The sequence below is a fragment of the Paenibacillus sp. TSM33 genome, from assembly GCF_056099025.1.
The window spans coordinates 276,294-301,820 of sequence record NZ_JBLZXB010000018.1 but is presented as its reverse complement, the minus strand read 5'-3'; the positions used below and the strand labels follow the sequence as shown (position 1 = coordinate 301,820).

Annotated in this window: 26 protein-coding genes, 1 pseudogene and 1 other annotated feature; of the genes and pseudogenes, 15 read left to right on the top strand and 12 right to left on the bottom strand. The window is 46.0% G+C overall.

The genetic code is table 11. The features are described 5' to 3' along the window. Positions 1-41: 41 nt before the first annotated feature. A complete protein-coding gene (locus ACN6NF_RS20455) occupies positions 42-1,148 on the bottom strand; it encodes a M23 family metallopeptidase (protein ID WP_474319340.1) in 1,107 nt (368 codons plus the stop codon). 243 nt (positions 1,149-1,391) lie between these two features. Here ACN6NF_RS20455 and lipA point away from each other — a divergent pair, with 243 nt between their 5' ends. Further along, a complete protein-coding gene (gene lipA, locus ACN6NF_RS20450; RefSeq protein WP_474319339.1) occupies positions 1,392-2,294 on the top strand; it encodes a lipoyl synthase in 903 nt (300 codons plus the stop codon). Between the two features lie 24 nt (positions 2,295-2,318). Continuing rightward, on the top strand, positions 2,319-3,182 hold the full coding sequence (locus ACN6NF_RS20445; RefSeq protein WP_474319338.1) for a YutD family protein: 864 nt from the start codon (positions 2,319-2,321) through the stop codon (positions 3,180-3,182). Positions 3,183-3,318: 136 nt separating this feature from the next. Here the strand turns inward: ACN6NF_RS20445 and ACN6NF_RS20440 are convergent, their stop codons facing one another. Then, the gene (locus tag ACN6NF_RS20440; RefSeq protein ID WP_013372943.1) at positions 3,319-4,122 is read right to left on the bottom strand and encodes an NAD kinase; all 804 of its coding nucleotides are present in this window, start codon (positions 4,120-4,122) and stop codon (positions 3,319-3,321) included. Between the two features lie 66 nt (positions 4,123-4,188). After that, on the bottom strand, positions 4,189-5,487 hold the full coding sequence (gene ylbJ / locus ACN6NF_RS20435; RefSeq protein ID WP_474319337.1) for a sporulation integral membrane protein YlbJ: 1,299 nt from the start codon (positions 5,485-5,487) through the stop codon (positions 4,189-4,191). Between the two features lie 411 nt (positions 5,488-5,898). On the opposite strand from ylbJ, the gene ACN6NF_RS20430 reads away from it, so the two are divergent. After that, entirely contained in the window at positions 5,899-6,276 is a 378-nt protein-coding gene (locus ACN6NF_RS20430; protein WP_013372940.1) for a globin domain-containing protein, read from the top strand. Between the two features lie 42 nt (positions 6,277-6,318). Then, complete coding sequence (locus tag ACN6NF_RS20425; protein WP_474319336.1) at positions 6,319-7,029, top strand: DUF2225 domain-containing protein; 711 nt, start codon at positions 6,319-6,321, stop codon at positions 7,027-7,029. 90 nt (positions 7,030-7,119) lie between these two features. Here the strand turns inward: ACN6NF_RS20425 and ACN6NF_RS20420 are convergent, their stop codons facing one another. Beyond that, positions 7,120-7,356, bottom strand: a complete 237-nt coding sequence (locus ACN6NF_RS20420; protein ID WP_013372938.1) for a hypothetical protein — start codon at positions 7,354-7,356, stop codon at positions 7,120-7,122. Next, the gene (locus ACN6NF_RS20415; protein ID WP_080683342.1) at positions 7,353-7,523 is read right to left on the bottom strand and encodes a YycC family protein; all 171 of its coding nucleotides are present in this window, start codon (positions 7,521-7,523) and stop codon (positions 7,353-7,355) included. The genes ACN6NF_RS20420 and ACN6NF_RS20415 overlap by 4 nt, the downstream gene beginning before the upstream one ends. A gap of 98 nt (positions 7,524-7,621) precedes the next feature. Here ACN6NF_RS20415 and ACN6NF_RS20410 point away from each other — a divergent pair, with 98 nt between their 5' ends. Together ACN6NF_RS20410 and ACN6NF_RS20405 are read left to right on the top strand one after the other, a co-directional pair. Beyond that, a complete protein-coding gene (locus ACN6NF_RS20410; protein ID WP_474319335.1) occupies positions 7,622-9,409 on the top strand; it encodes a M3 family oligoendopeptidase in 1,788 nt (595 codons plus the stop codon). A 259-nt stretch (positions 9,410-9,668) separates the two neighbouring features. Then, positions 9,669-10,070, top strand: coding sequence for an O-methyltransferase (locus ACN6NF_RS20405; RefSeq protein ID WP_474319334.1), 402 nt, complete (start codon positions 9,669-9,671; stop codon positions 10,068-10,070). Positions 10,071-10,193: 123 nt separating this feature from the next. Here the strand turns inward: ACN6NF_RS20405 and ACN6NF_RS20400 are convergent, their stop codons facing one another. Both ACN6NF_RS20400 and ACN6NF_RS20395 read right to left on the bottom strand, forming a co-directional pair. Then, positions 10,194-10,430 carry an alpha/beta-type small acid-soluble spore protein gene (locus ACN6NF_RS20400; protein ID WP_013372934.1) on the bottom strand — a complete coding sequence of 79 codons (237 nt, stop codon included), beginning with the start codon at positions 10,428-10,430 and terminating at the stop codon, positions 10,194-10,196. 90 nt (positions 10,431-10,520) lie between these two features. Then, positions 10,521-11,486: an aldose epimerase family protein gene (locus ACN6NF_RS20395; RefSeq protein WP_474319404.1), complete on the bottom strand. Its 966-nt coding sequence runs from the start codon at positions 11,484-11,486 to the stop codon at positions 10,521-10,523. Positions 11,487-11,627: 141 nt separating this feature from the next. Next, positions 11,628-11,885: a binding site (T-box leader), on the top strand. A 55-nt stretch (positions 11,886-11,940) separates the two neighbouring features. Between ACN6NF_RS20395 and trpS the strand changes: the two genes are divergently transcribed. Continuing rightward, on the top strand, positions 11,941-12,930 hold the full coding sequence (trpS, locus tag ACN6NF_RS20390) for a tryptophan--tRNA ligase (protein ID WP_016819987.1): 990 nt from the start codon (positions 11,941-11,943) through the stop codon (positions 12,928-12,930). Positions 12,931-12,973: 43 nt separating this feature from the next. Here trpS and ACN6NF_RS20385 read toward each other — a convergent pair whose 3' ends face one another. Then, a complete protein-coding gene (locus ACN6NF_RS20385) occupies positions 12,974-13,141 on the bottom strand; it encodes a hypothetical protein (RefSeq protein ID WP_016324694.1) in 168 nt (55 codons plus the stop codon). 120 nt (positions 13,142-13,261) lie between these two features. On the opposite strand from ACN6NF_RS20385, the gene ACN6NF_RS20380 reads away from it, so the two are divergent. Next, positions 13,262-13,483: an alpha/beta-type small acid-soluble spore protein gene (locus tag ACN6NF_RS20380; RefSeq protein ID WP_013311857.1), complete on the top strand. Its 222-nt coding sequence runs from the start codon at positions 13,262-13,264 to the stop codon at positions 13,481-13,483. Between the two features lie 252 nt (positions 13,484-13,735). Here ACN6NF_RS20380 and ACN6NF_RS20375 read toward each other — a convergent pair whose 3' ends face one another. Beyond that, positions 13,736-14,719 (bottom strand): metal-dependent hydrolase, encoded by a 984-nt coding sequence (locus ACN6NF_RS20375; RefSeq protein WP_474319332.1) that lies wholly within the window; start codon positions 14,717-14,719, stop codon positions 13,736-13,738. 203 nt (positions 14,720-14,922) lie between these two features. Between ACN6NF_RS20375 and cyoE the strand changes: the two genes are divergently transcribed. Next, positions 14,923-15,867 carry a heme o synthase gene (gene cyoE / locus ACN6NF_RS20370; protein ID WP_474319331.1) on the top strand — a complete coding sequence of 315 codons (945 nt, stop codon included), beginning with the start codon at positions 14,923-14,925 and terminating at the stop codon, positions 15,865-15,867. Between the two features lie 95 nt (positions 15,868-15,962). Here the strand turns inward: cyoE and ACN6NF_RS20365 are convergent, their stop codons facing one another. From ACN6NF_RS20365 to ACN6NF_RS20355, 3 genes and pseudogenes are all read right to left on the bottom strand, one after another. Next, the gene (locus ACN6NF_RS20365; protein ID WP_040102932.1) at positions 15,963-16,304 is read right to left on the bottom strand and encodes a toprim domain-containing protein; all 342 of its coding nucleotides are present in this window, start codon (positions 16,302-16,304) and stop codon (positions 15,963-15,965) included. 165 nt (positions 16,305-16,469) lie between these two features. Beyond that, positions 16,470-16,538, bottom strand: a pseudogene (locus ACN6NF_RS20360) (YjcZ family sporulation protein); the annotation flags it as partial. A gap of 179 nt (positions 16,539-16,717) precedes the next feature. Continuing rightward, on the bottom strand, positions 16,718-17,887 hold the full coding sequence (locus tag ACN6NF_RS20355) for an MFS transporter (protein ID WP_474319330.1): 1,170 nt from the start codon (positions 17,885-17,887) through the stop codon (positions 16,718-16,720). 224 nt (positions 17,888-18,111) lie between these two features. On the opposite strand from ACN6NF_RS20355, the gene ACN6NF_RS20350 reads away from it, so the two are divergent. The 6 genes from ACN6NF_RS20350 to ACN6NF_RS20325 all read left to right on the top strand — a co-directional run bounded on the left by ACN6NF_RS20350 (position 18,112) and on the right by ACN6NF_RS20325 (position 25,488). Further along, positions 18,112-18,594, top strand: coding sequence for a hypothetical protein (locus ACN6NF_RS20350; protein WP_474319329.1), 483 nt, complete (start codon positions 18,112-18,114; stop codon positions 18,592-18,594). A gap of 16 nt (positions 18,595-18,610) precedes the next feature. Continuing rightward, the gene (locus ACN6NF_RS20345; protein ID WP_474319327.1) at positions 18,611-19,762 is read left to right on the top strand and encodes a transglutaminase domain-containing protein; all 1,152 of its coding nucleotides are present in this window, start codon (positions 18,611-18,613) and stop codon (positions 19,760-19,762) included. 20 nt (positions 19,763-19,782) lie between these two features. Further along, complete coding sequence (locus tag ACN6NF_RS20340) at positions 19,783-21,867, top strand: peptidoglycan D,D-transpeptidase FtsI family protein (protein ID WP_474319325.1); 2,085 nt, start codon at positions 19,783-19,785, stop codon at positions 21,865-21,867. A gap of 181 nt (positions 21,868-22,048) precedes the next feature. Next, a complete protein-coding gene (locus ACN6NF_RS20335; protein ID WP_474319323.1) occupies positions 22,049-24,127 on the top strand; it encodes a peptidoglycan D,D-transpeptidase FtsI family protein in 2,079 nt (692 codons plus the stop codon). 81 nt (positions 24,128-24,208) lie between these two features. Continuing rightward, positions 24,209-24,958 (top strand): Cof-type HAD-IIB family hydrolase, encoded by a 750-nt coding sequence (locus ACN6NF_RS20330; protein WP_474319322.1) that lies wholly within the window; start codon positions 24,209-24,211, stop codon positions 24,956-24,958. Positions 24,959-25,008: 50 nt separating this feature from the next. Beyond that, positions 25,009-25,488, top strand: a complete 480-nt coding sequence (locus tag ACN6NF_RS20325) for a DUF456 domain-containing protein (protein ID WP_102998170.1) — start codon at positions 25,009-25,011, stop codon at positions 25,486-25,488. Positions 25,489-25,527 lie beyond the last annotated feature (39 nt).

Sequence of the window (25,527 nt, the reverse complement as noted above, 5' to 3'; positions counted from 1 at the left end):
AGAGGGGATTGGCGTGAGTTATCTAGAAAAACCAAAGGGACCTATGAGGAGGTCCCTTTGGTTTTTCCTGATTTGAGCGCTTTACGTTCGCTCTGCTCCCACTGTCTTAATAACGGATATGGGTCAAAGGACCAGTCTGTCCAGCCATTGTCCCGGTATATACCATAGTGCAGATGGGGTGGAAACTTGCCTTGGGTACCCGGTTTTCCATAGCCCGAGCTTCCCACCCAGCCAACCGTCTGACCAGGTGTGACGATGTCTCCGTTATGAACGGTTTTATCAAAGCCGGAAAGGTGTGCATAGTAGTGATAGCGGTTGTTGAGATCACGAATACCGATTCGCCAGCCTCCAAAGGGATTCCAGCCCTTCATTTCAACTACACCGTAGCAGGTGCTGCGAACCGGAACTCCGTAGCCAGCAAACAGGTCAGTCCCCTCATGGATACGGTAGCCCCCCCAGCTGCGACGGCTTCCCCAAGTGCTGCGGTAGCTATAAATGCTGCCTAGAGGCAGCGGAAAAGCTTGACTGACCAGATCAAGCTTGCCATACGTCTGATACAGCTTGGCAAACTGCTGAACTCTTTGAACCGAGCGGCTGTTATGGTAATATTCCCACACGGCAATACCAAATTCATCCTCGTCATTTCCATACTTTCCGAGATAAGAAGCGATGCTGAACAGCAAATCCTTGTCATTATTGCGGTCAGCGATTCCATCACCTGAGCCGTCTTGCCCCAGCCCGGAAAATAGTTCAATGGAACGCGGATTTTGATCCTCGGAATCAGGGTTCAACAGACCGGACCATACTGGTCCCGTCACAAAAATACCTATGATCCGTTCCGCATGCTTGCGATCCTTGGGATGAGCCACTGTAAGTGTGCGTTCGTACTGGTCGATGGCAGCCAGTCTGTACCAAGGGACTCCTGTCAGGGCTTCGATGGAGTGATATAAAGCAAGTCTGGACGTATACAATGAAGACGAAGCGTGTGAAGCATCCATATTTGTTGTCAGGTTATTTCCGGCTGACGAGGACTTTGTGTGCTCGGTAAAGGCGTGAGCAGGAAGCGGACAAGCCGTTGTCAGTGTAGTAGCGCACAACAGCAGCGATAACAGACGAACAGCGCGGACTGCCCGCGTAGGGTAAGACACGTGAACCGACCTCCTATAAAAGGGCTTAAGCGCCCGGTTAATTCTTGGCCCGTATTCGCGTAAATAGGGCGCTTTTGATTAGATTGAGCCATATCCGCCGCTTTTATCCATCTCAAAAGTTTACTTTTTCCGGCATCAATGTCATATCAAAAAGGGAACAATGAATGGAGGTTTTTCCATGGCTTTCATGCTATAATGTATGGCAATGACAGCTTAAGCTTATCAGAAAGAAGGTCTATGCCATTGTCTAAAAAAGTGAAGGAAGCTAAACCCGATTGGATTCGTATTAAACTTACGACAGGCGATAACTATCAGGAAATCAAGAGCATGATGCGTTCCAAGACATTACATACCGTATGTGAGGAGGCACGATGCCCTAATATATATGAATGCTGGGCCAACAGGACAGCTACATTTATGATTTTGGGTGATATTTGTACGCGTGCGTGTCGTTTTTGCGCAGTAAATACGGGAATGCCAACGGAACTGGACTTGCAGGAGCCTGAACGCGTCGCGGAAGCGGCTGAGAACATGAATTTAAAACACTGTGTCGTAACCAGTGTGGCCCGCGATGATTTGAAAGATGGGGGCGCTACAATATTTGCAGAAACGGTTCGTGCGATTCGCCGCCGATTACCTCTTTGCAGTGTAGAAGTATTGATTCCTGACTTTATGGGCGACATTGAGTCGCTGCGAATCGTCATGGATGCCAAGCCGGATATTCTGAATCATAATATTGAAACGGTGGAGCGCATGTCCGATAAGGTTCGGGCTAAAGCAAAATACCATCGCTCTCTGGAACTGCTTCAACGTGCAAAGCAATTAAATCCGGAGATCCCAACGAAATCAAGCATCATGTTAGGTGTCGGAGAAGAGTGGGACGAGATCTTACAAACCATGGATGATCTGCGTAAAGTCGATTGTGACATTATGACAATTGGCCAATACTTGCAGCCATCCGAGAAACATTTATATGTGCAAAAATATTATCCACCGGAAGATTTTGCGAAGTTAAAGGAAGAGGGATTACAGCGAGGATTCAGCCACGTCGAATCCGGTCCGATGGTCCGCAGCTCCTACCAAGCGCATGAGCAGGTGAAGTCGGCCGCTCAGCATAAGGAAGAAAGCGCCCTTTCGCAGGTTTGATCCGGGAAAGGCGGTCAGAATAGCTTGTTTCAAATCGGTGGTAAAAACTATGAAGTGTTGCAGGATCACAAGAACGGATGGAATCCCGAAGCTTTTCGTGATCGATATAGTGAAGTGTTGGATCGCTATGATTATATTATTGGCGATTGGGGTTACAATCAGTTGCGTTTGAAGGGGTTTTATCGAGAGGGGCACCCCAAAGCCAATAAGGATACATCCATTGTGGTATTGGACGATTATATTAATGAATACTGTAATTTTGGCTGTGCCTATTTTGTGCTGCAAAAAAGCCGTGAAGTTGAAAATAAGAATGGCACCAGTGATGACTTCGTTCCTCCCGACATCCAGCAGTTGGTAGATGCTCAAAGGGAACAAGCGGGGACGTTAGATTTCGAAGAGCGTCAAGAAGGTTCGCAGCCTACAGCTCGACAAACGGAATGGCCGCAACCACAGCAGGATTCCACAACTCCAGAGGAGTCACGAGTGGAGCAACCTTCAGAAGCCCGCGAACCACGCGAGTTGCAACGCAGGGAACCGAAGGATGCTCAGGATGTACGTGAACGACAGCCGCGTGAAGCTCGTGAAAGTCGCCCATCCAGAGAAGGACGTGAAGGAAATCGGCAGCGTGAAGCACGTGATTCGCGCCAGCCAAGGGAACCGCGTGAAGCAAAGGATGGGCGAAGTTCGGGGGAAGGGCAGCAAGCCCGTGAACCACGTAGGCAACGCAATCCGCAAGGAAATTTCGATAAAAAAGAATCGCGTGGGCCACGCTATGATCGCCAACCAAAGGAAAATCGGGAGGGACGGCAAGTTCGTGTCTCGCGTGAACCCGAGGGCCAGCGTCAAAAAAATAAAACATTCACATCTCCACAGCAAAACGGTTCCTGAATTTCAGGAGCCGTTTTGTTTGTAAGTTTCTCCTAAGCCAGCAATGGTATATGACCAACTTTTTGCATGTTTTAAAGTGGGGGATTGTCCTCCTGATCGATTAAAAAAAGAGCCGAGGTCGGCTCTTTTACAAGTTCTAATTGAGAAAAGCGTTTCGTACCCGATCCCAAAATGGGAAAGGACGGTAACGAGCGAAGCTGATTTTCTGACTTGCCACCTGACATCGAACAGAGATTAAGTCATCCACAGGAAAGTTCAGGTGATCTACTGTCAGTAAAAGACGCTGATCTTTCCGTGAAAAAATATCACAATGATGATGTTTTGGTAGTAGCAGTGGTGATCCCAGTGTCCGATACACACGGTTATTAATGGAAGCGATCTCAGTTAATTGCAATGCTTCGATGGTAGGGTGAACCATAGCTCCGCCAAGTGCTTTATTATAGGCGGTTGTTCCTGAAGGTGTAGAAACACATATCCCATCACCACGGAACATCTCGAAAGTGATATCGTTAATATCTACTTGGGCAACGACCGTGCCATCTACCCCTTTTAATGTAAACTCATTTAGGGCAATAAAAGAAGCATTGCCTGACTTCTTGTGAATTTCCAACTCAATCAGTGGATACTTAACGATTCTCGGGTTAAGCGGGCCCTCAGATCCGCTTTGGCTCATCAGGTGGATTAGCTCCTCCAGCTCGTCCGCACGCCAATCTGCGTAAAAGCCCAGATGTCCGGTATGTACACCAACAAAGGCAATATCCGGAATGCGGTCAATGAAGGTATGAAACGCATGAAGCATCGTACCATCGCCTCCAATAGACACGACGATTTCCGGCGATTCGGCATCCAGCTTGAAATTCTTTTCTTGGGCAAGACGGTGAAATTGCTGACTCAAGTCCATGGAGTGCTGATCCCCGCGATCCAGAACATAATATCTCAAGATGAAAAGCTCCTTTGTCATGGGTATATATCGATCATAATCAATTATGAGCAAGAACACAATCGTTCATTGCCGGTGTGCGCCTTTCAATCGTATGAATAAGCGACGTGTACCCACGCTTAACCAGGAGAGAGCCAGCATTCCGGCCAGTATACAGGCAAGAAGCAACAGACTTTGCAGCAGCATAGCGGACGAGAAGCCAGGGGACCATGCAATATCGTGTGCAGGAGAAAACACCGGAGAGCTTCCCTGCCCCATTAAGGGGCGCCATAACACGAGAGCAAGCAGTGCAGAGATGATCCCGTGCGCAGCTCGGGCCAGCAAAAATGGCATATAGCGGAGATTCGTCATATTTAAAATACTTGCAACCTGTGCATGAACCGATAGCCCGCCCCAGGAGAGAACAAAAGCTGCTGCGGCTACCTTGAACGGTAATGCCGCTGTTGCGGCTTCGCCTGCAGCTTGCGCACCTAACGTGACTTCAAAAATACCACCTACGATCGACTCTGTTAATGTAGGAGGAAGACCACAGGCAGACAATAGGCTAGCCGTAAGCAGATGAAGCCCGCTCATTAAGCCGGAGTTCGTCAAAGCTTCTAAAATGACGCAGAAGAATACAACCAGCCCTCCTACGACAATAATAAGACGTAGGGAGGAAGCAATCGCCTGACGAAGCAACTCACCCAATGGACGGCCGTCTTCCAAACGTGCTGTATGCATGGCATATAATGCTTGGCGGAGTGGTCCAGGCTGCTTATTGCGACCTGTTGTTATGATGTTAGCAGACTTCGACCAGGCTTTTTGAGGAGGTAGAGAGCGCTCGCTGCGAATATCGTTTTTTTCTGAACGGGAACCATGGAAGCGCATGAGCAGTCCGATGATGAGTACGCCACCGTAATGGGCCGCTCCCAGTACGAGTGTAATTTCGGGTTGGTGGAAGAAGCCGACAGAAACAGCACCGATCAGAAATATCGGATCAGAGGAAGTCGTAAACGCGACCAAACGTTCACCTTCAATGCGCGTGATCCATTTTTGCTCCCACAGCTTAGCGGTTAATTTGGCTCCTATAGGATAGCCTGATGCACAGCTGACCGCAGCGACAAACCCCCCGCAGCCAGGTACACGGAATAGAGGCTGCATCAGTGGGTCCAGTAGCGCACCTATGAAATGAACAATTCCAAAGCCGAGAAGAAGCTCGGAAATAACGAAAAATGGGAATAAGGACGGGAATAGCACGTCCCACCAGATGGCAAGACCCCGAAGCCCGGCACTCAGAGAAGATTGCGGATACGCGGCCATCAGTATGAATAGGAATAGCAGCATAAGAATGAGCAGGGGAAGCGAGTAACGGCGGTACAGCGACATAGAGGCCCCTCCTTTGGAGTTGTACTATTATACCTATGTCGCGGGGATGGACAAAGAGTACAAAAAAGTAAAGAAAACGATTACATGGAATGCTGTTTTTTTGTAAAGAGTATGTTAAAATAAAAAAACAACGATTCCATAACCCTAAGGATGGAGTGATCAGGATGAGTATCGTTGCCGGTCTGTTTGTATGTGCTTTTGTGTATGTAATTCGTGCCTCTCTCGTCCATCCCGGTGAAGAGGATTGGCGGAGTTATTAGTAGTATTCATGATGACGAAGCGATGAGCAGCGAAGCAAACCTCTTCATATGTTAAATTGATAAAATGACGCTTATTTTTAGCGTCATTTTTTGTTTTTTGTTATAATACGAGTGTATATTTATTACCATAGCACAGAAAGTTGGAGGAAAAGTGAATCCTAGCCTGAGCATTTATGACAACCTTGGGGGTGCGGAAGGTATTCGTGCTATTATTGAGGCCTTCTACCCGAGAGTTTATAAAGATCCGTTGTTAAGTCCCCTGTTTCCTAAAGACATGGAGCCGGTAAAGGAAAAGCAGTTTATGTTCCTCAGCCAGTTTTTTGGAGGGCCGTCCCTCTTTTCTGATGCATATGGTCATCCGATGTTACGTGCCAGACATATGAAGTTCCCCGTGACGGAGGAGCGAGCAGAGGCATGGTTGTCTTGTATGGCAGATGCGTTAACGGATACGGGAATTGAGGAGCCGCTTCGTTCCATCATACTTAGTCGTTTGTCCGGTCCTGCGCATCATTTTGTAAATACCCCGTAAGCTTTCGGGGATTGCCGAATTTTGGAGAGGGTTGTAAAAACATTGGAACTTGAACCGTTATATCAGATCAAAATCGTCTGCCCGCAATGCGAACAAGAATTTCAGACATCCCGTGTCAGACCAAGCCTAAAGAAGGCTATTCGTACCGATTCAGATTTTTGCGCTTATTATAAGAACGAAAATCCGGATTTTTATGTCGTACGGGTCTGTCCTCATTGTGGATTTACTTCGACAGAGCACTCTACCGTTCAGTTAAGCGATCAGCAAACCAAGTTATTTAAGAATAAAATCGGCAATCGCTGGCAGCCTCGCGAATATGGCGGGCATCGTAGCTGGGAAGAGGCGTTAGAAACGTACAAGTTGGGTTTACTCTGTGCACAGGTCATCGGAGAAAAGGAACGCGTAGTAGCCAGTCTATTGCAGCATATTGCATGGATGTACAGATACCAGGGGAATGAGGAGCAGGAACTTCGCTTTCTCAAATTTAGTTTGGATTCCTATGTTCGAGTCTATGAGCTGGAGGGTGTCGGTGCGAATAATGCCAAACTGCTTTATCTGATTGGTGAACTGCATCGACGTACGGGTAACTTTAACGAAGCAGTGCGCTGGTTTTCGCGTGTCATTAATGACAAGAAAATTATGGATGCAGCGATGATTAGAGCTTCTCGTGAACAGTGGTCTGTCCTGCGTGAACAAATGCTGGCAAAAAACTTCCAGCTACCTGAGGAAATGCAAAACGCAAGCTCCTCTTGAAGAAATAAAGGTGTGCACTATGACCAATTTAGGCTCATGGTTCACACCTTGTTTGTAAAACGAGTTATTTTATCTTGCAACTGCTCATAATTAATGATGGCGCAACGTGGTATCTGACAGCAAATAATCGTCGTCACAATCCACCAAAGTAACCTTGTTATGACAGCATGGAAACACAAGCAGCTTTTTCATGCCTTCATGAATGAGCTTAAGCTCTTTGGGCTTCAGGGGCAGCAAGACGTTATCGTGGTTGCAAAACGGACAAGACTGTACATAAACATCTCCCATGACAATGTCATAAGGCCAGGTTTTATCAAAAGGAATCATGATTTGTCCGATTCTCCGCCGTTCGAGCCAGCGGTTTCTTCTTTAGCCAGTTCGGCCAGCTTTTGCATCAAAATGTGCTGGGGTGTATGCATAAGGTGTTCCAGCGGAATGCCGAGTTTTTCGGATAATTTCACAGCCGTTTCCGGCGAAATTTGTAAGGGTCTCATCCTGTTTTCCTCCTAATTGTAGTGATTGTACCATCACGATGTAGCTTTATTGTATATGAAACCACATGAATTCGCCAAAAAAGAAAGGTGGAACTATTATGAAAACACCGTTAAAGCAAACATGGGATCTGGAATCAATTTTTAGCGGAGGCTCTTCCTCTGCCTCATTTCATGCATTTTTGGAAGAACTGGAGAGCAAGGTCCAACAGCTGCAATCCCAGCTTAAAGTAGCCAAAGTGCCACAAACGGTGTTGGATACCGAGCGTCTGGATAGTGTTCTGAATAGCATACAGGAGCTGTTTAATGGAGCATCGCAGGCAGGTTCTTTTGTATCTTGTTTAACTGCTCAAAATCAGCATGACAAGCTGGCTGTTCAACTGGGGGCGCGTGTCAATTCGTTGTATGCCCAAGGAAAAAGTGCTTTAGTCGCTTTCCAGAACTTGCTGGCACAAACCAGTGAAGACATTTGGCAGAAGTGGATGGAGCGCGAAGCAATCAAGCCAATTTCTTTTGTCCTGACGGAATACCGGAACGAAGCGCGCGAAAAAATGGCTCCTGAGCTGGAAAGCCTTGCATTGGATTTGGCAGTGGATGGTTACCATGGCTGGGGTGACTTTTATGATACCATTGTCAAAAATATGACGATCCCGGTGCCTGAAAACGGTGAGATTGTACACCTGTCTGTAGGTCAGGCAGCGAATAAACTGGATGAAGCAGATCGCAGCGTACGTAAGGACGTATTTGCACGTTGGGAAGAGGCATGGACTCAGGTGGAGGACTATTGTGCCGATACGCTGAATCATCTGGCAGGCTTTCGCCTCAAGCTATATGAAAACCGAGGCTGGACAGACGTGCTCAAGGAACCGCTGGAAATCAGTCGTATGTCAGCCCAAACGTTGGATACGATGTGGAAGGTGATTAATGAAACAAAGCCTATTGTAGTCAAATACCTGGAGCGGAAAGCCAAGCTGCTAGGCTTAGAAAAACTGTCATGGCATGACATTGAAGCTCCGCTGGGAACATCGACCACTAAAATCCCTTACGACGATGCAGCTGCAACGATTGTTGAGCAATTTGGTAAATTTAGTTCGAGAATGGCTGACTTTGCCCAGATGGCTTTTGAGAAAAGCTGGATCGAAGCAGAGGATCGTCCAGGCAAGCGTCCGGGCGGGTTTTGTACATCTCTACGTCTAAGCAAAGAAACCCGTATTTTTATGACCTATGCCGGATCACCATCTAACGTTTCGACACTGGCCCATGAGCTAGGACACGGTTATCATCAGCATGTGATGAATGAATTGCATCCATTGAATCAAAATTATGCTATGAACGTGGCTGAGACGGCATCGACGCTGGCAGAACTGATTGTATCAGATGCTTTGTTGGAAGCTGCTGAGGGTCAGGAGAAGATAGCTTTGCTGGAGGATAAAATTCAGCGTGGTGTAGCCTTCTTTATGAACATTCATGCCCGTTTCCTGTTTGAAACCCGCTTTTACGAGCTGCGGAAAAAAGGTGTTGTAGGAGCACAGCAATTAAGCGAGTTGATGGAAGAAGCACAGCGTGAAGCGTTTTGTGGGGTTTTGGATGAGGCTCATCCTCATTTTTGGGCTTCCAAGCTGCACTTCTATATTACAGAAACTCCTTTTTATAACTTCCCATACACATTCGGGTATATGTTCAGTGCAGGGATTTACGCTTTTGCGAAGGAAAATCCGGATGGCTTTGCCGACCAATATGATGCCTTGCTGCGTGATACAGGTCGCATGACAGTAGAAGAACTGGCCTCCAAGCACATGGGTAGCGATTTAACACAGGCTGACTTCTGGCGCAACGCCGCACAAGTTACTGTTCAGGATATTGAGCAATTTTTGCAAATGACAAAATAACCGAGTTACATTTTGGAAGGTCTCCCGTAAGGGGGGCCTTTTTTGTAATTTTTGCAGAGGATGATGAATAAAGTCGCAAAATGTCGAAGTACAATTGACACTACCTGTTAGCGAAATTTAAAATGATGGATATACTTAGAAAATAGTTATTAATACCCAATTATGTTGAATTTGATTGTAAGCTTAAAAACATTGGCATATAATTGAGTCGTAAGACCTATTAAATATTTTTATATAAGGTATATAGGAGGGTTTTTAGATGGAAGAAGTAGGTCAATTGTCGTTGGCGAGGCAGATGGATATTGTTTTTAAAGAATTGGATAATGAATTGGCAGGTTTATCGTCAGGTATCGTATTTGTACAAATACGGAACAATGTGGTTGGTAAATTTGGGATTCGGCATAATCCAATTGCAGGCAAAGGTGGCACATTTGCAGCAGTAGAACCAGGGTTATCTGTACAGCATCGGGACCATTTTCGGCGTATGGCCCTGGAAACGCTAAATCACAAGCGTAGCTGGACTCATGGTGAGATTGCTTTCGATTTTGCCATCAGACAAGGAACAATCTTGGTAGATGCAACATTAGAGTCCAACTACAACATGGCGAATCTCATGATCCGCTATAACAAGCCTACATATCGCGCGGCTAAATCTGAATAATCATCGATACTAAAAAGAGCAAAGAAAAGCGGCCTTCCGAAGGAAGACCGCTTTTGTTATATACCCGTTATAACGCATTTTGGTAAATTACGATAACGGAATGCTCATGTGGAATAATGACGCTTATTGACCTGAACGACCTGATAATTGCTGTTCGGCCAGCTGTACTAAGCGTTTAGTGATATAGCCTCCCAGAGACCCAGCTTCACGGGACGGCATATCACCATAGTAACCGTCTGCCGGAATGGTGATGCCCAGTTCTTGCGCAGCTTCATATTTCAATTGTTGCAATGCGTTGTTGGCTTGAGGAACGACCAGAGTATTGCTACGACGTCCTCTGCCTTGATTGGCTTCATACATGTGTAGTCACCTCCTTCGGCTGTGATGAGGTTAGTATGCGACAGAGTTATGAAAATATGCGCCGAAGGAAGAAAAGTGACTATAGGGAAATTACGGATATATGATATGAATCTGAGTTTTGAGGTCGATGGATTGTTGAGGCTCCAGACGAATCAGCCCACCATCTGCGACTGGGTCAGGAAAATTGGGAGCATCAGACAGCCAGGTATAAGGCTCAATACAAAGATACTGATCACATTCCCCTTTGGTATACAGTACCCAATACTTAAAGTATTGCTCATCTGCTGTGTAGCGGATTTGATAGCCATCATCACGAGTCAAAACAGCTTCAGCAGGGCCTTCCGTTGCTCGCAGTACCGTATCCAAATTTGTTCCTTTCAAAGATAGACCTGAGGAGAGCTGTTCCAAATGATCTAGAGAAGTAATAACACCTGTAGGTAGCTGCTCGGCATCCTGTTCGTATACTCCATTCACCGGCAGCTTTAGACGCCAGCGCTCAGGCTCTCCATCTACCATAAACCAAGTGTGGTATCCCAAGCCGAAAGGAGCTGTTTTTTTACCTACATTTGTGACGCGCAGCGTTTGACTTAATACGGGGCCTTGCAAACGATACGTCATTTCTAGCCGCAAAGGAATGGGGTATTGTTCCATCCAGTGCGGATCACTTTCTGTCAGAAGCTCGGTTGCTACACTGCAACCTTCTTCATCCTCTTCAATATCGCTGCAACGCCAGGATTGATTGCGGTGCAGACCGTGTATATGATTGTCGTTGGCTGTATTACGGTCGAATTGATATGGGATGCCGTCAAACTCGAATTGTCCTTTGCGAATTCGGCCAGGAGGAATCAAAATAGGTAAGCCAAAATGATATGGCTTTTGTAAATAAAATGCCAATTCTTCCTCGCCAGGTTTACGTACGATATCCCGGTTCAGCTTCAGATCACGCACGGAGATAATATTATTTCCGAGACGGGGGATCATTGTAACTTCCAATTCACCACTATGTAAAACATACGTGTCGTAACCGTTCCAGTGTTCTTTGGTCACTTGTTTCATATTCATGCTCCTTTGTCCACTATAATCGGTTGAAGCTTCGTGTCATTATGATAACAGATTTTTGGTCATATGGCACAATCGTCATTTGACAATAACAGTAAGCGGAATTATCATTAATGTAGCTTAGAAAGAAATGACATGGTTAACACGATGATGAGGACAAGTAAGCTTTTGCATAAGCTCTTCAGAAAGCTGGTGGTGGATGAGAACCGGTGAGCCTGCACTGCTGAATGGACCTTGGAGTGCCGTACAGAACAGGATTTTACTTTCCTCAGTATGACGGCCGATTGCTCCTCGTTAACGGAGCTTCAAGATTGCAGCGGCCACGGAGGATAGCTCCGACAACTCATAGGCTGACAGCAATGAATAAGGGTGGTACCACGGTCTCGCGTCCCTTGAGGATGCGGGGCCTTTTTGCGTTCTAAAATATTGAAATAATCGAAGGAGGAAGAATATGAAAACCGTACTTTCAGGTATTCAGCCTAGTGGGCAACTTACTTTGGGTAATTACATCGGCGCAATGAAAAACTTTGTCAAATTGCAAGAGGATCATCAATGTTACTTTATGGTCGTAGACCTTCATGCGATTACTGTACCGCAGGAACCAGCTCAATTACGTGAGCAGTCGGAGGCGGTAGCGGCATTATTTATCGCAGCGGGTATTAACCCAGAGAAATCCAATGTCTTTTTACAATCCCATGTTCCTCAGCACGCTGAGCTGGGATGGTTGATGACAACACTGACGAATATGGGCGAGCTGGAGCGTATGACTCAGTTTAAGGACAAAGCTGCTGGCAAGGATTCTGTAGGAGCAGGGCTGTTCGTATATCCGTCATTGATGGCAGCTGACATTTTGCTCTACAATGCAGACCTTGTCCCAGTAGGCGACGACCAAAAACAGCATCTGGAGCTGACACGTGATTTGGCGGGCCGCTTTAATCACCGTTATGGAGATTATTTTACTGTTCCCGAGCCGTATATCCCTGAAGTAGGGGCGAGAATTATGTCCCTGGATGATGCATCCAAAAAAATGAGTAAGAGTAATCCGAATGCAGGCAGTTTTATTGCGCTGCTGGACGATCCAAAAGTCATACGCAAAAAAATCAGCCGCGCTACTACCGATTCGGGCAGTGAGGTTAGATATGATCCGGCCAATAAACCGGAAATTAGTAATCTGATGGGCATTTACAGCCAATGTTCTGGTTTGTCGCTCCAAGAAGTGCAGGATCGCTATGAAGGCCAAATGTACGGGACATTTAAAAAAGAACTGGCAGAGACGGTTGTAGCTATGCTTGAACCGATTCAACAGCGCTATCGCGATATCCGGGAATCCGGTGAAATTGGGCATATTTTGGCCCAATCCGCAGAGCGTGCTCAAGAAGCTGCTGAAGTCACGCTGTCTGCGGTCAAAGAGCGCATGGGCTTTTTGCCACGTCTACGCTAGAGGTTATTGAAAACAAGACATATCGGGTCTTTTACAAATTGACTTAAGAGCGACGTTGTCGGGCCTTGATTACAAAGCCCCAGCCGATATTGCCGACAGATAAAAGTCCCAGTAATATTGCAAGCCATGCAGAATAGCTGATGGAGATAGCGGCTGCTGTCAGCAGGACAATGGATGATACGGCGAACCATAGGGATAGACCTTTGCTCATGGTAAAAACCTCCAGCCTTCGAATGTTGAATTTCAGGAATAAGTAGATGTAAGTGAGCCATAATAATCTTGCAAGCTTGCAATGAACCTCACTCACAAAGAACTGAAAGGAGATTCAAATATGAGCAGACGTCGTTCAAACAACCTGCAAGTACCGCAGGCCAACGCCGCTTTACAACAATTAAAATATGAGGCAGCTCAAGAACTTGGCATCACCATCCCTCAGGACGGTTACTTCGGTAATGTCGTTTCCCGCGAAACAGGTTCTCTTGGGGGATACATCACGAAAAAGCTGGTCCAACAAGCAGAACAATCCTTGTCGGGCAGCAGCCGATTGCAGTAATACCATTAACACTCCCATCTTGGAAGCTGTATTATTGGCAGCTGTGATGAAGAAAATCCGGAGCGAACATGCTCCGGATTTTTTTGCGCATGCTTATGACCATTGTGAATCACGTCAGTCTGCTTCGTCAAGAGGGCGCTTACATGAGATGCTTTTTTTTACGAGAATGGTCAAAAAAAACAGCAAGCCCCCTTTTTAAAAGAGACATGCTGTCTGTAATTAACTCGGCTTATTGTTAGCTTGTAAATATTTTTAATTCGTATGCAGGGAAAGACGTTTTTGCATTTTTTCGTCACTGAGCCATCCAATATAACTGTTGATCAGTCCGAATTGCTTATCCATCGCGACCACCGCCACAAATGGATATTGCCTCCGGTGTCGATATCTGACGTCTCCCCATCGCACAATATAGCCCCACTCCAGTTCTTCCACCTCGGCAACGGCAAAGGAGGAAAAATAGCGAAATGCTTGCACATCGCGATAGGCTTTGGAGGCTTCTACGGCTGGGTGTGTGGATGGAGTTGCGTGTTTTGTCCAAAATAAATGCTTACCATTTAATCCGCCAATGTCATAGCTTCCATTCTGATGAGCTTTTACCACATGCCACCGGTTCCATGATACGGTGGGAATGATATAATAGGTGTCGCCCTCCTGACGCTTATTGTCCATATCACGTACCGCTTTTTTGGTAATAAAATGACTCCAGGTTCGCCAAATGTAATACAGGCCAATAATAACGTACAGCGTAATAAATAAGGGAGCAGGCGGAACCAATCCGGTGATCCACAGCATGATCGCAGCAACATGGGTGCCGAAAATAAAGGGGTCAAAAATATGGATGATATTCCAAGATATCCACTTATTCGTAAACGGCCGAAATGCCTGGGTTCCGTACGTATTGAATAAGTCTGTGAATACGTGCAGGCAGACGGCAATCGTTACCCATAATGCTATATGACCCGAGGGCACATCCCTGAAGATCAGGCAAATCAGTCCCGTGATGGACAAGATCCATATCAACCAGAAGGGAATTGAATGCGACAGTCCACGGTGATTGCGAATGTAGGCTGCATTGTTCTTCAACCGAAGCAAAGTGTCAAAATCCGGAGCTTGTGACCCTACGACCGTGGCGAGCAGTACGACTGCGGCCAGCTTTGGATCTCCGGCGACGACAGGATCAGTGTAGGCCAGCCCGGCCAATCCGATTCCCATGACAAAGTGTGTGGCTGTATCCATATCTGTCGCTCCTTTTGTATTGTTTCCTGTACTTATTACTACCCAATTTTACTGTAAACGATCAGCAGGGGCGATTTGCCATCTGAATTGTGAACGTTTTGTGCGTTTTCTGTCAAACTTTTTAGGGTGGGTATATGATAAAATTTATATCGGAGTTCAACTTACTCCCGAATTCATACATCTCTAAGGGGGAGTTACTCACAATGGATAATATTGGTTATAAGACTTCTTCGGATGCGGCTACCTATTCTGTAAAATCTAAACCACCCGGCAAGGCGGGCACTTGGAAAGATTTTATTACAGTGACTAAGCCAGGCATCCTTCGTACTAATCTGGTTGCAGCCTTCGGTGGTTTTTGGTTAGCATCGCAATGGGACGTTGACTATATAAAGTTAATTCTTACACTTTTAGGTACAATGCTGGTTATGGCGTCTTCTTGTGTCTTTAACAACTACTTTGACCGTGAGTTGGATTTGAAGATGGAGCGGACACGTAATCGCTCTTTGCCAACAGGGCGTCTGACCCCTACAACGGTGTTGTCATACGCTATTATTTTGGGCATCGTCGGATTGGCTGTTTTATTCTCCTTCTCTGGTGTGAAGGCAGGACTATTGGGCATATTAGGTATGTTTGTCTACGTTGGTATTTATACTCTCTGGTTGAAACGTTCGTCTACATGGAGTACATCCATTGGCGGTATTTCTGGGGCTATGCCTCCAGTAATTGGTTATGTGGCTGCATCAGGTCGTATTGACATGGGGGCTTGGCTCTTATTCGCACTATTGTTCTTATGGCAACCGCCACACTTCTGGGCACTTGCCATTCGCAGAGTCGAGGAATATCGTGCAGCAGGATTTCCATTGCTGCCAGTCGTGAAAGGCATCCATCGGACTAAAATTCAGATGATTCCTTATATTGTGCTACTGATTCCGGTACCCATCCTTATGTATGCTTATGGATATGCCGGTATGATTTTTATGATTGTGTCCGTGTTATTGTCCGTGCTTTGGGCGTTTTATGCGTTTAAAGGCTTTACGATTAAGGAAGAAGAAACAGATTCTTGGGCAAAAAAGGTATTTTTCTTTTCCATTAACCATCTGACACTCAGCTTTTTACTAATGATCGTTGATACGGTTCATAAATTCTAATACCAATCATAGTAGCATTGGTGATGTTACACTATATTCGCTGTCCAACAGGCGCTAAAATTGGCCTGAGGACAGCTTTTTTGTTATTTGTAGGACTAAAGAACAGGAGGGTATATAATGTATTCCTCAAGCCCTGCTTTTTCCAGCTGGGCGATCACATATTCATCCGGAGTACCTTCTACGCCAGCATAGCCTTTGCGAGTATACATATGAAGTGCATCTGGAAAGGCGTCTGCAAGCACACCTCTTATTTTTTTTCCTGAACTGTCGTTGTCCATAAATAAATATATTTCGTCGTGCTTGGTCCGTTGGCGGAGGGATTCCAGTTTTATAGAGTTCAGTGTGCCGAAGGTGCATAAAATATTGACCTCCGGGTCAAGTAATCGGCGAAGTTTACTACGGTCATTTTTTCCTTCGACGATCACGGTTATCGCCATTTTGCTCACCCCTTGCTTGATGCCTATGCTCGAAATTCCCCGGGAAATGAAGGAATATGTGTATAGTTTAGCTCTAAACGGGGGTCTCATGCAAAAAACAATAAAACAGCCTGCCAGAAGTGGCAGGCATGGGTACAAATCCGACATATTAGGGCACATCAGACATTAGAACCAGCAAGTACGAAGAATGATGACAAGCAGAATATAAAGAACAAGAATGGTACCAGTTGAAGTTCCAAAAACAGGGCAAGGGCTTACAGGATGACAGTGGCTCACGGGCTGCACCTCCCTTTGTATTGAATTGTTCAGTCAAATTAATCTATGTTGAGTGGGTTATAAGGTACTGTGCATGCGCCCTCTAGAACATATTTTGGGCTTTAAAAGTAACATCCCAGCATGTCCCTTAGTTGTAACTAGGAGTGGTAAGGACCCGAAGCAGACAGTGGTGGTGTAGGAGATAATCGCTGAAAGGGAACGAATAACAGACCAGTCATCAGAATCAGAAATGCGATAAAAAAAGGAGAAATGTGATCCGGAAGCTGACCCGCCAGTACAGGCCCGGCAAAGGAGCCGATAGACGTTGCTATGGATTGCAGGGCAAAGGTTCTGCCCAATCGTGCCCCTCCGATTCGTATGAAAAGAGAGGCCAGCGCTGGAAAAATGACGCCTTTGGCTGTTCCCAAAATAAACAGGATGATCCCTATGGTCGCTTCGGGCGTGGTGGCGAGTGCGTAGAAGCTTAAAGACATCAGAATAATGCCACAAAGTAGCCTTACCATCGGTGAGTATTTGTTCAGAAAAAGCAAACTGAGCGTACAGAGTGCTCCCAAACTGATGATGGAAAAGAGCAATCCGGTGGACATCATAGACGCAGAACCGTTATTGCGTAATGGGATCTCGTAAAATAAAATGCCTTGTGCGCAGGCCAAAACAAAAGGTAGAAGCAGGTAACGCCAATTGAATGGTAACCGCGTCTGTACTGCCGACAGTGGAGCAGGTGTCGCATGACCATCAGATAATTGGGCCTGCGGAGCAGGTGCTTTTTTGGGTAAGGTAAAATAAGCCATAAGACCCGTGATTACGAGAATGATGCCAAGGGAACTAAATGTTTCGCTAAAGCCAAAGCTGGCTACGATAAATGCGCCTGCGGCTGGAGATAGAACAGAGGCCAACGTGTGGACGACACCGTGTCCCGACATATATTTGCCTTGCGTAACTGGATGATCGGACAGTTGCGCCAGCATGGCTAGACAGGCTGGAGATAAAAAGGCCAACACATAACCACTAATCGCACGCAGAAAAAGTAATTCCCACGGTGTATGGATGTACGATTGAATGATCAGGATCAGGCCTGCAGCTGTCAGGCTGAACATAATATATCGGCGACTGCCGTGTTTGTCGACTTTGGGACCTGCCATCAAATTTCCAGGCAGGTGAGTCAGAGAGTAAATCCCCATCATCCAACCGATAAAGGTAGGAGCTGCCCCTAGAGAGATGGCGAATGGCGTCAAAATAGGATATTGTGCATGCAGATCAAAAAAGGCAATGAATAAAAAGAGATACAGCCAGAGGGCTGTTTTCATGTTGAATGACCCCCTTTCCCTAATGTAAACTTTCATGTTACTTCGTATTGGCCCTTCCTAAGTTGTACGCCGGATTGGACGAACATAGACCACTTTGTATGGACAAGAATTGAAAGACAAGGTATGTATAAGACCTAAGCTGACAGGACATTGCGTAATCATGTATAATTACAGAGACAAATTTGCAATTTGAATCATGCAGTTGAAAACGGGAGTGTAGCGAAATGGATAAGAACGTCTGGACAGAGTTTTTGGAACATAATTGGCAGATCGTTCAGGATAACTGGCTGTATATATTGATTGGGCTTGTCCTATTGTTAGTGATTTTGAAGGTCGTAAGAACTCTCGTAAAATGGCTGATCGTCATTGTTGTGATTGTAGGCTTGCTAGTCTACAGTGGTATTTCCTTTGAACAGGTTGGCAAGGTCGTGACTCAGGCAAAGGATGATGCAATTAACAAGGTTCAGAGCGAGGCTTTGAACATGATGATAAAAGAGGGGCAAAATGCCAAATACACCTCCAACGGAGATGGTACATTTACAGTGACCAGTTCCAACCTGGAAGTAAAAGGTCCGTTTGAGGGGGACAAGGTCAAGGTATGGTTTCAGGGAATGTCGCTGGGCGAATGGAGTATGAGTGACACAGTCAAGAAATATATCGAAAGCGCGAAAGACTTGGCTGCTGCACAGCCGCCACAGTCGCCGTAAAGACAGGAGGAACACAATGAACCCATCCTTGCTGGAGTCTATTCTTCATTGGAATGGCGTGACGGTGTTTCTGATCGCCATCGTAGCATTGTCGTTGATACAGGGGTGGAGGCGAGGGGCCTCCAGATCTGTAGGTGCGCTGTTTAGTCTCATTGTGGATGGCATACTCACTGTGGCGGGTATTTTGTGCTCGCTCGGATTAGCCATGTGGCTTTCACCGAAGGTGCAACAATGGCTGGCAGCTTACATGGAGCATTTGCCACAGCGAAAACTAAGTGGGATTGAGCAATTTTATTATACGCTTGTGGCGGGGATAGAGGGTTTTCCGCTGCTGCGATTCGCCGTATTGTTCATGCTCAGTTATGCTATCGCCCAGTTTATACTGCGTGCCATTTATGTGCTGATGGTAGGTGGCAAATCAGACTCCACTCTCCATGAGCATCCCAAAAAATCGGGCTTTTTCAGCAGGGTGGCAGGGGCCGGAATAGGTACTCTTATTGGTGGAGCTCGCGCCATGATGATCATAGCCCTGCTGTTCATAGGCGTAAGTCTGTACCCGGACAGCGGGTTTAGCAGCTACGTACAAGCTTCGCCGATTTATAAGCAAGGTGCGCAATCGGTCATTGAGCCGTTGTCCGGGACTCTGATTAAGGATAAGCTGCCCGTATTTACGCAGGCTGTTACCAAGGAATTGAATGGTATCATGCAGCGCAAATACGAAATAATTGACCGAGACATTCCAAGTGATATCGGTCAGGCAGCGGCCAAGATTACAGAAGGGGCTAGCAGTGATGAACAAAAAGCCAGAGCCTTGTATGAATGGGTAGGCACCCGCATTAGCTATGATTACAGTAAGGTGGAAGCCTATGAGCAACGTGGTGACTGGCATGAACAGACTCCCAGAGATACGTTTGATACACGTAAAGGAGTGTGCATTGATTATGCCCGCCTGTACTCAATGATGGCTCGTTCGCAGGGACTACAGGTCAAGGTCGTTACGGGTCTTGGATACAACGGACAGGGAGGGTACGGGTCCCATGCCTGGAATGAGGTGTATTTGAGCGGACAGGATCAGTGGGTTCCGTTAGACCCGACCTGGGCACAAAGTGGAGACTGGTTTAATCCGCCCGGTTTTGCCCAAACACATATTAAGGATAAAGTGATTTAAGAAGGAGTGGAAAAGGGCACATGAGAAAGATGGACAACGAGCAAGGAAAAGACAATGAGACATCCGACCGAAAAAGATTTAGCTTCCGGATTAATCTGTTCTTTTTCAGCTCGTTCATTATATTTACAGTCATAATTGTAAGACTGGCGATACTTCAATTTGTAGATGGACCTCAGCTCAAGCAGCAGGAGGCCAGTAATGTTACCAAAAATGTACCACTTACGCCGATTCGCGGAACGATTTATGATTCAACCGGGCAGAACAGACTGGCGTATTCCACACCTGTACAATCGCTGTATATCACGCTCTCCAAGAACTATAGTGATAGCATGGAGAATTTGCGTAATCCAGATAAGAAGCTGTTGCCTGAGCTAGAAAAGATGACACAAAAGCTGGCAAATGGATTTGCTCTATATGGCAATAAAGATGAGCCAAAAATGACGGCAGAGCAAATTATGGATGCTATGGACCGGAACTATCAGCGATTTAGCGGTTTTACGCCGCGTCTGATTAAAACCAATCTTACTCCAGACGAAGTCGCTTATTTTATGGAGCATAAAAGTGAGTTTCCAGGCGTAGATGTCGTAGAGGAAACGGTACGTCATTACGATCCTGATACGGTAGCTGTTCAAACGGTCGGTTATATTAAAAGTTATAAAAGTGCGCGTGAAACGTTGGATAAATATAAGAATATTCAAAAATCCATGTCAGCTGAAAATGATCCGGGCCTCATTTATATGGACAACGAATCTGTTGGCTTTGATGGACTGGAGTATCAATATCAAGAACAATTACGAGGGAAAAATGGCTATAAAACGGTTCCGATTGATCCGCGCAATATGCCGGAGGGTGTAGATTCTGTTACTCCTCCGCAAAAGGGGAACAACATTTATTCCACTATTAATAAAGAGATTCAGGTTAAAACAGAAGAAGCCATTACGGATCAATTGAGATGGCTCCATTCACACGCTGTGTCTGGCAAGACTCATCCTTATGCCAAAACAGGCTTCGCTGTAGCGATGGAAGTAGATACAGGAAATGTGGTTGCTATGGCTAGTATGCCAGATTATGATGCGAATTATTGGCAAACTGGAAATATATCCAGTGATAATTATAAAAAAATTCAAAATGTGTATTTGAATGGTACTATTCGCTCCTTTGGATCAGGTCAACCGGGACAACATCCAGAGTCAGTTGTCCTGCTCGGTTCCACCATTAAACCACTTTCAGTGTTAATAGGTCTGGAGGAAGGTTTATTCAGTACCTCATCTTACTACCAGGATACAGGAGCAGCCTATTTTGGGCGTAACAATTCTTCACGAGTACGGAATTCTTCTGGCCACGTGTATGGCGGTTTGGACCCGGCTTCTGCCATACGGCATTCCTCGAATGCATTTATGGTCGATATGGTAGGTAAGAGATTGTATAACAAATACATTAATAATGCCAAGGAAGATCAGGGTGTGAATGTATGGGACCGCTATATGAAGGAGTTTGGGCTAGGTGTGTCTACGGGTGTGGATTTACCAAGTGAATGGTCTGGTCGCAGAGAGTATGCTCATAATTCGAAAGAGTCCTCATTATCTAAACTGGCATATGCTTCTTTTGGTCAGCAGGGTAAATATACAACGCTTCAGCTTGCACAATATACAGCAGTATTGGCTACCAAGGGCAAACGGATGGAGCCCCATTTGGTCAGCCAAATTAAAGATACTAACGGCAATGTAATTCAGACAATTAAACCGAAGGTGTTAAATGAAGTTAAATTTCCTGATGCATACTGGAATGAAGTCATACGCGGGATGTCAACAGATGTTAGCGCATTTAAAGGTTTTCCGTATGACTTTGCTCGCAAAACGGGGACATCTCAGCAGAGTGTAGGCAGAGAACTAAAAGATAACGGGGTATTTATTGCCTTTGCTCCACGTCAGAACCCTAAACTTGCAGTAGCCGTTGTTATTCCTGAAGGAGGCTTCGGAGCTTGGAGCGCCGGACCTGTGGCACGTAAAATATTTGATGCTTACGACGAAGTGTACGGTCTGGACGGGGTACCTAAGAAAAAGGATGCCACAGCAACCGATTCTAACGCAATCAAACAGCCATAATCATTTTATACGATATCATTTCATGAAAGCTTCTCTTAGCCTTTGAGCTGAGGGAAGCTTTTTTATGTTTTTTCTACGTTTTCTTACAAAATTGTCATCTGGGAATTCATCTTTTATTGCTTTGGATATGGTAGGATCAGGAATATAAAAACCTAACTGAAAGGAGTAATGACCAGCTAATATGGACAGAGGAAGTTTGGATAAAAAGTTTTCATTTAAAAAGAAAAATGTTGAAGAGAATGAAGAGTCACGAAAAAAACGGACGGTTTTACGAACCAACCTACTGTTTTTTAGTGCTTTTGTGCTGTTTGCCCTGATCATTACCAGACTAGCTGTATTGCAGTTTATACAATCAGAGGAGCTGAAGGGCGAGCAGCAATCCATAAATACAAAAAATGTTCCCCTAACCCCGAGTCGCGGCACGATTTATGACTCCACAGGTACGGTTAAGCTGGCGTATTCGACTCCAGTACAGTCCTTGTATGTAACTTTATCTAAGGATTATAGCAAACGTACGGAGAAAGATCGCAAACCGGGGGAAAAGCTGCTCCCTGAGCTTAATGCTTTTGCTGCCAAGCTTGCTGCCAAATTAAACGAACTGGGTCGTACCGAAGGAGAGCAGCTTAATGCAGAGGAAATAAAAAAGCGACTGGACCCGGACTATAATCAATATAGGGGATTTACCCCGCGTTTGGTCAAATCCGACTTGAGTCGGGAGGAAATCGCTTATTTTCTGGAACATCGGACAGAGTTCCCTGGTGTAGAGGTTGTAGAAGAAAGTGTACGCCATTATGACCCGGATCGGGTGGCGGTACAAACGATTGGATATATGTACAAGTTCAAAGGAGCTCGAACGAACCGGCCCAAATATAAAGAACTATATGAAGCTAATTCGGAGGTTTTAAAACCGGCACAGGCGTATACGGAAAGTGAAACGGTCGGATATGATGGCTTGGAGCTTCAGTACCAGGATGAGTTGAGAGGAAAAAACGGATATAAAACTGTAGAAGTCAATCCGCGCAGCATGCCGGAGGGTATTGAATCCATTACTCCTCCGGAAAAAGGACATCATCTATACTCCACCATCAACAAGGAAATTCAGCAGAAAACCGAACAGGCCATTATGGATCAACTCCGCTGGCTTCGTACCCATGCCGTATCGGGGAAACTTCATCCGGATGCAACTACTGGCTTCGCTGTAGCGATGGAGGTAGAGACCGGACATATCGTAGCAATGGCCAGCATGCCGGACTATGACTCGAATGTATGGAAAATGGGAAGTGCGTCGCCTTCAGTGTATGACGAAATTCAGCACAAAATGGGAAATGGAACAATTAAATCCGTACCTAGCGGAAAAGCGGGTCCACATCCAGAATCCTCGGTGATTCTGGGTTCAACCATTAAACCGCTAACCGTGCTGATCGGGTTGAAGGAAAACCTGTTTTCTCCCGGACAGACTTATCAGGATACGGGAAGTGCGTACTACGGCAAAAATCGCTCCAGCCGGGTTGGGAACTCTAGCGGACATGTGTATGGTACTTTGACACCTAGCAGGGCAATTGAGGTCTCGTCGAATACGTTTATGGTGGATATGATCGGCAAGCCGCTGTATGCCAAATACGGAAGTAATGCAGGGGTGCATCAGGGAATTGATGTATGGGACAAGTATATGAAAGAATTTGGATTAGGCGTTCCGACTGAAGTAGATCTGCCGGGCGAGTGGGCAGGCAGACTGGAGTACACCAGCAAGCATGAAAGTGCGCTGACACGTTTGGTACAGGCATCCTTTGGTCAGCAGGGAAAGTATACGGCCATGCAACTGGCCCAGTATACGACTGTGCTGGCAACCAAGGGCAAGCGCATGCAGCCTCATTTGGTCAGTAAAATTGTGGATGACCAGGGGAATATTGTGCGTGAATTTAAGCCGAAGGTGCTGAATGAGGTCGCCTTTTCAGATACGTATTGGGATACTGTGATTCGCGGCATGGCTACCGATGTTAAAGCCTTTAACGGATTTCCCTATGATTATGCCCGCAAAACGGGGACTTCTCAGCAGGTGGTCGGACGTACGGTTAAAGATAACGGTGTGTTCATCGCTTTTGCTCCGCGCCAAAATCCGAAGCTGGCTGTAGCGGTTATCATCCCGGAGGGGGGCTTTGGTGCGACGAGCGCGGGACCGGTTGCGCGTAAAATATTTGATGCGTATGACGAAGTATACGGGCTTGATGGTATTCCCAAAAAGCCTCTTGCAGCGAATTAAGGACTTGAATACTTTTGTGGGCTTCTCTTTTTCATGGTAAAATGTCGTTGGACATAAGGGACAACAGGAGGAAGAGAGACCATGGGAGAAAACCAATATAAATACAAACTGCTTGCGCTCGACATGGATGGAACTTTACTGAACGATAATCATGAAATAAGCTTGGAAACGATTAACTGGATTAATAAGGCGATTCAGGAAGGGATTCATGTATGCTTGTCCACCGGACGTGCAGCGATGCATGCTTTGCCTTACGGCCAGCAACTAGGCCTGGAGACGCCAATGGTAACTGTAAACGGCAGTGAAGTATGGAAATCACCTCACGAATTGTGGCGCCGCTATTTACTTGATAAGGAGCTTATTCGCAAGATGCACCAGATTGCCGTAGAAACAGGCTCCTGGTTCTGGGCTTACTCAACCGAGGAGTTATATAACAGAGATCGTTGGCCGGACACATTGGACACACAGGAATGGCTCAAATTCGGTTATAATACGGAAAATGATGAAATTCGCCATCAAATTTTGCTCAAGCTTCAGGAGATGGGGGGACTTGAAATTTCTAATTCTTCGATGACGAATCTGGAAATTAATCCGGCTGGTATATCCAAAGCCAGTGGCATCGCTGAAGTGTGCGACCTGCTCGGCATTACCATGGAGCAGGTGGTTGCCGTAGGAGACAGTTTGAATGATCTGGCTGTGATTCAAGCGGCTGGACTGGGTGTAGCGATGGGGAATGCTCAGGATACGGTAAAAGAAGCCGCTAATGTGGTCGTGGCGTCGAATAATGAGGACGGCATTGTAGAAGTGATTCGTGATTATGTGCTTGTATAATAAAATGAATGGTGCACAAGCAAGATGAATAGACGAGAAGGAGGAGGCCCATGGACGTTTTAGGCTGGATTGTTGTCATTGTACTGTTCATTGTGGGCATGGCGGGAGCGGTATATCCCGTATTGCCGGGGGCGCTCGCCATCTATTTTGCATTTTTTGTATACGGCTGGTTTTTCTCGTTTGCTCCATACAATGCATTGTTTTGGATTATACAAACACTCATCGTCGTTGCCCTTTTTGTTGCGGATTATGCTGTGAATGCGTGGGGAGTCAAGCGATTTGGCGGCTCGCGCCTGTCAGCGATCCTCAGTACTGTCGGGATTATTATTGGCCCCTTTGTTATTCCAGCATTCGGTTTGATTTTGGGACCATTTATCGGTGCTGTGCTGGGTGAGCTAATTGGCAAAGCCCCGCTGGATCGAGCTATAAAAGTGGGCTTTGGCTCTGTCTTAGGCCTGTTTACCAGCACCGTGATGAAAGTAATTTTGCAGCTTGCCATGATTATTGTATTCTTAATTTGGGTGTTTTAACCTGAGATTCGTTTATTAGATTTGCAGAGACAGAATCGA

What these genes read in the sequence shown, in the direction of transcription:
- ACN6NF_RS20335 (WP_474319323.1), top strand. Translation starts at nt 22,049, where the DNA reads ATGGACAGAGGAAGTTTGGATAAAAAGTTTTCATTTAAAAAGAAAAAT.
- ACN6NF_RS20420 (WP_013372938.1), bottom strand. Translation starts at nt 7,356, where the DNA reads ATGATTCCTTTTGATAAAACCTGGCCTTATGACATTGTCATGGGAGAT.
- ACN6NF_RS20375 (WP_474319332.1), bottom strand. Translation starts at nt 14,719, where the DNA reads ATGGATACAGCCACACACTTTGTCATGGGAATCGGATTGGCCGGGCTG.
- ACN6NF_RS20400 (WP_013372934.1), bottom strand. Translation starts at nt 10,430, where the DNA reads ATGTATGAAGCCAATCAAGGCAGAGGACGTCGTAGCAATACTCTGGTC.
- ACN6NF_RS20350 (WP_474319329.1), top strand. Translation starts at nt 18,112, where the DNA reads ATGGATAAGAACGTCTGGACAGAGTTTTTGGAACATAATTGGCAGATC.
- ACN6NF_RS20355 (WP_474319330.1), bottom strand. Translation starts at nt 17,887, where the DNA reads ATGAAAACAGCCCTCTGGCTGTATCTCTTTTTATTCATTGCCTTTTTT.
- ACN6NF_RS20380 (WP_013311857.1), top strand. Translation starts at nt 13,262, where the DNA reads ATGAGCAGACGTCGTTCAAACAACCTGCAAGTACCGCAGGCCAACGCC.
- ACN6NF_RS20410 (WP_474319335.1), top strand. Translation starts at nt 7,622, where the DNA reads ATGAAAACACCGTTAAAGCAAACATGGGATCTGGAATCAATTTTTAGC.
- ACN6NF_RS20415 (WP_080683342.1), bottom strand. Translation starts at nt 7,523, where the DNA reads ATGAGACCCTTACAAATTTCGCCGGAAACGGCTGTGAAATTATCCGAA.
- trpS (WP_016819987.1), top strand. Translation starts at nt 11,941, where the DNA reads ATGAAAACCGTACTTTCAGGTATTCAGCCTAGTGGGCAACTTACTTTG.
- ACN6NF_RS20345 (WP_474319327.1), top strand. Translation starts at nt 18,611, where the DNA reads ATGAACCCATCCTTGCTGGAGTCTATTCTTCATTGGAATGGCGTGACG.
- ACN6NF_RS20385 (WP_016324694.1), bottom strand. Translation starts at nt 13,141, where the DNA reads ATGAGCAAAGGTCTATCCCTATGGTTCGCCGTATCATCCATTGTCCTG.
- ACN6NF_RS20365 (WP_040102932.1), bottom strand. Translation starts at nt 16,304, where the DNA reads ATGGCGATAACCGTGATCGTCGAAGGAAAAAATGACCGTAGTAAACTT.
- ACN6NF_RS20325 (WP_102998170.1), top strand. Translation starts at nt 25,009, where the DNA reads ATGGACGTTTTAGGCTGGATTGTTGTCATTGTACTGTTCATTGTGGGC.
- ACN6NF_RS20330 (WP_474319322.1), top strand. Translation starts at nt 24,209, where the DNA reads ATGGGAGAAAACCAATATAAATACAAACTGCTTGCGCTCGACATGGAT.
- ACN6NF_RS20395 (WP_474319404.1), bottom strand. Translation starts at nt 11,486, where the DNA reads ATGAAACAAGTGACCAAAGAACACTGGAACGGTTACGACACGTATGTT.
- cyoE (WP_474319331.1), top strand. Translation starts at nt 14,923, where the DNA reads ATGGATAATATTGGTTATAAGACTTCTTCGGATGCGGCTACCTATTCT.
- ACN6NF_RS20405 (WP_474319334.1), top strand. Translation starts at nt 9,669, where the DNA reads ATGGAAGAAGTAGGTCAATTGTCGTTGGCGAGGCAGATGGATATTGTT.
- ACN6NF_RS20340 (WP_474319325.1), top strand. Translation starts at nt 19,783, where the DNA reads ATGAGAAAGATGGACAACGAGCAAGGAAAAGACAATGAGACATCCGAC.
- ylbJ (WP_474319337.1), bottom strand. Translation starts at nt 5,487, where the DNA reads ATGTCGCTGTACCGCCGTTACTCGCTTCCCCTGCTCATTCTTATGCTG.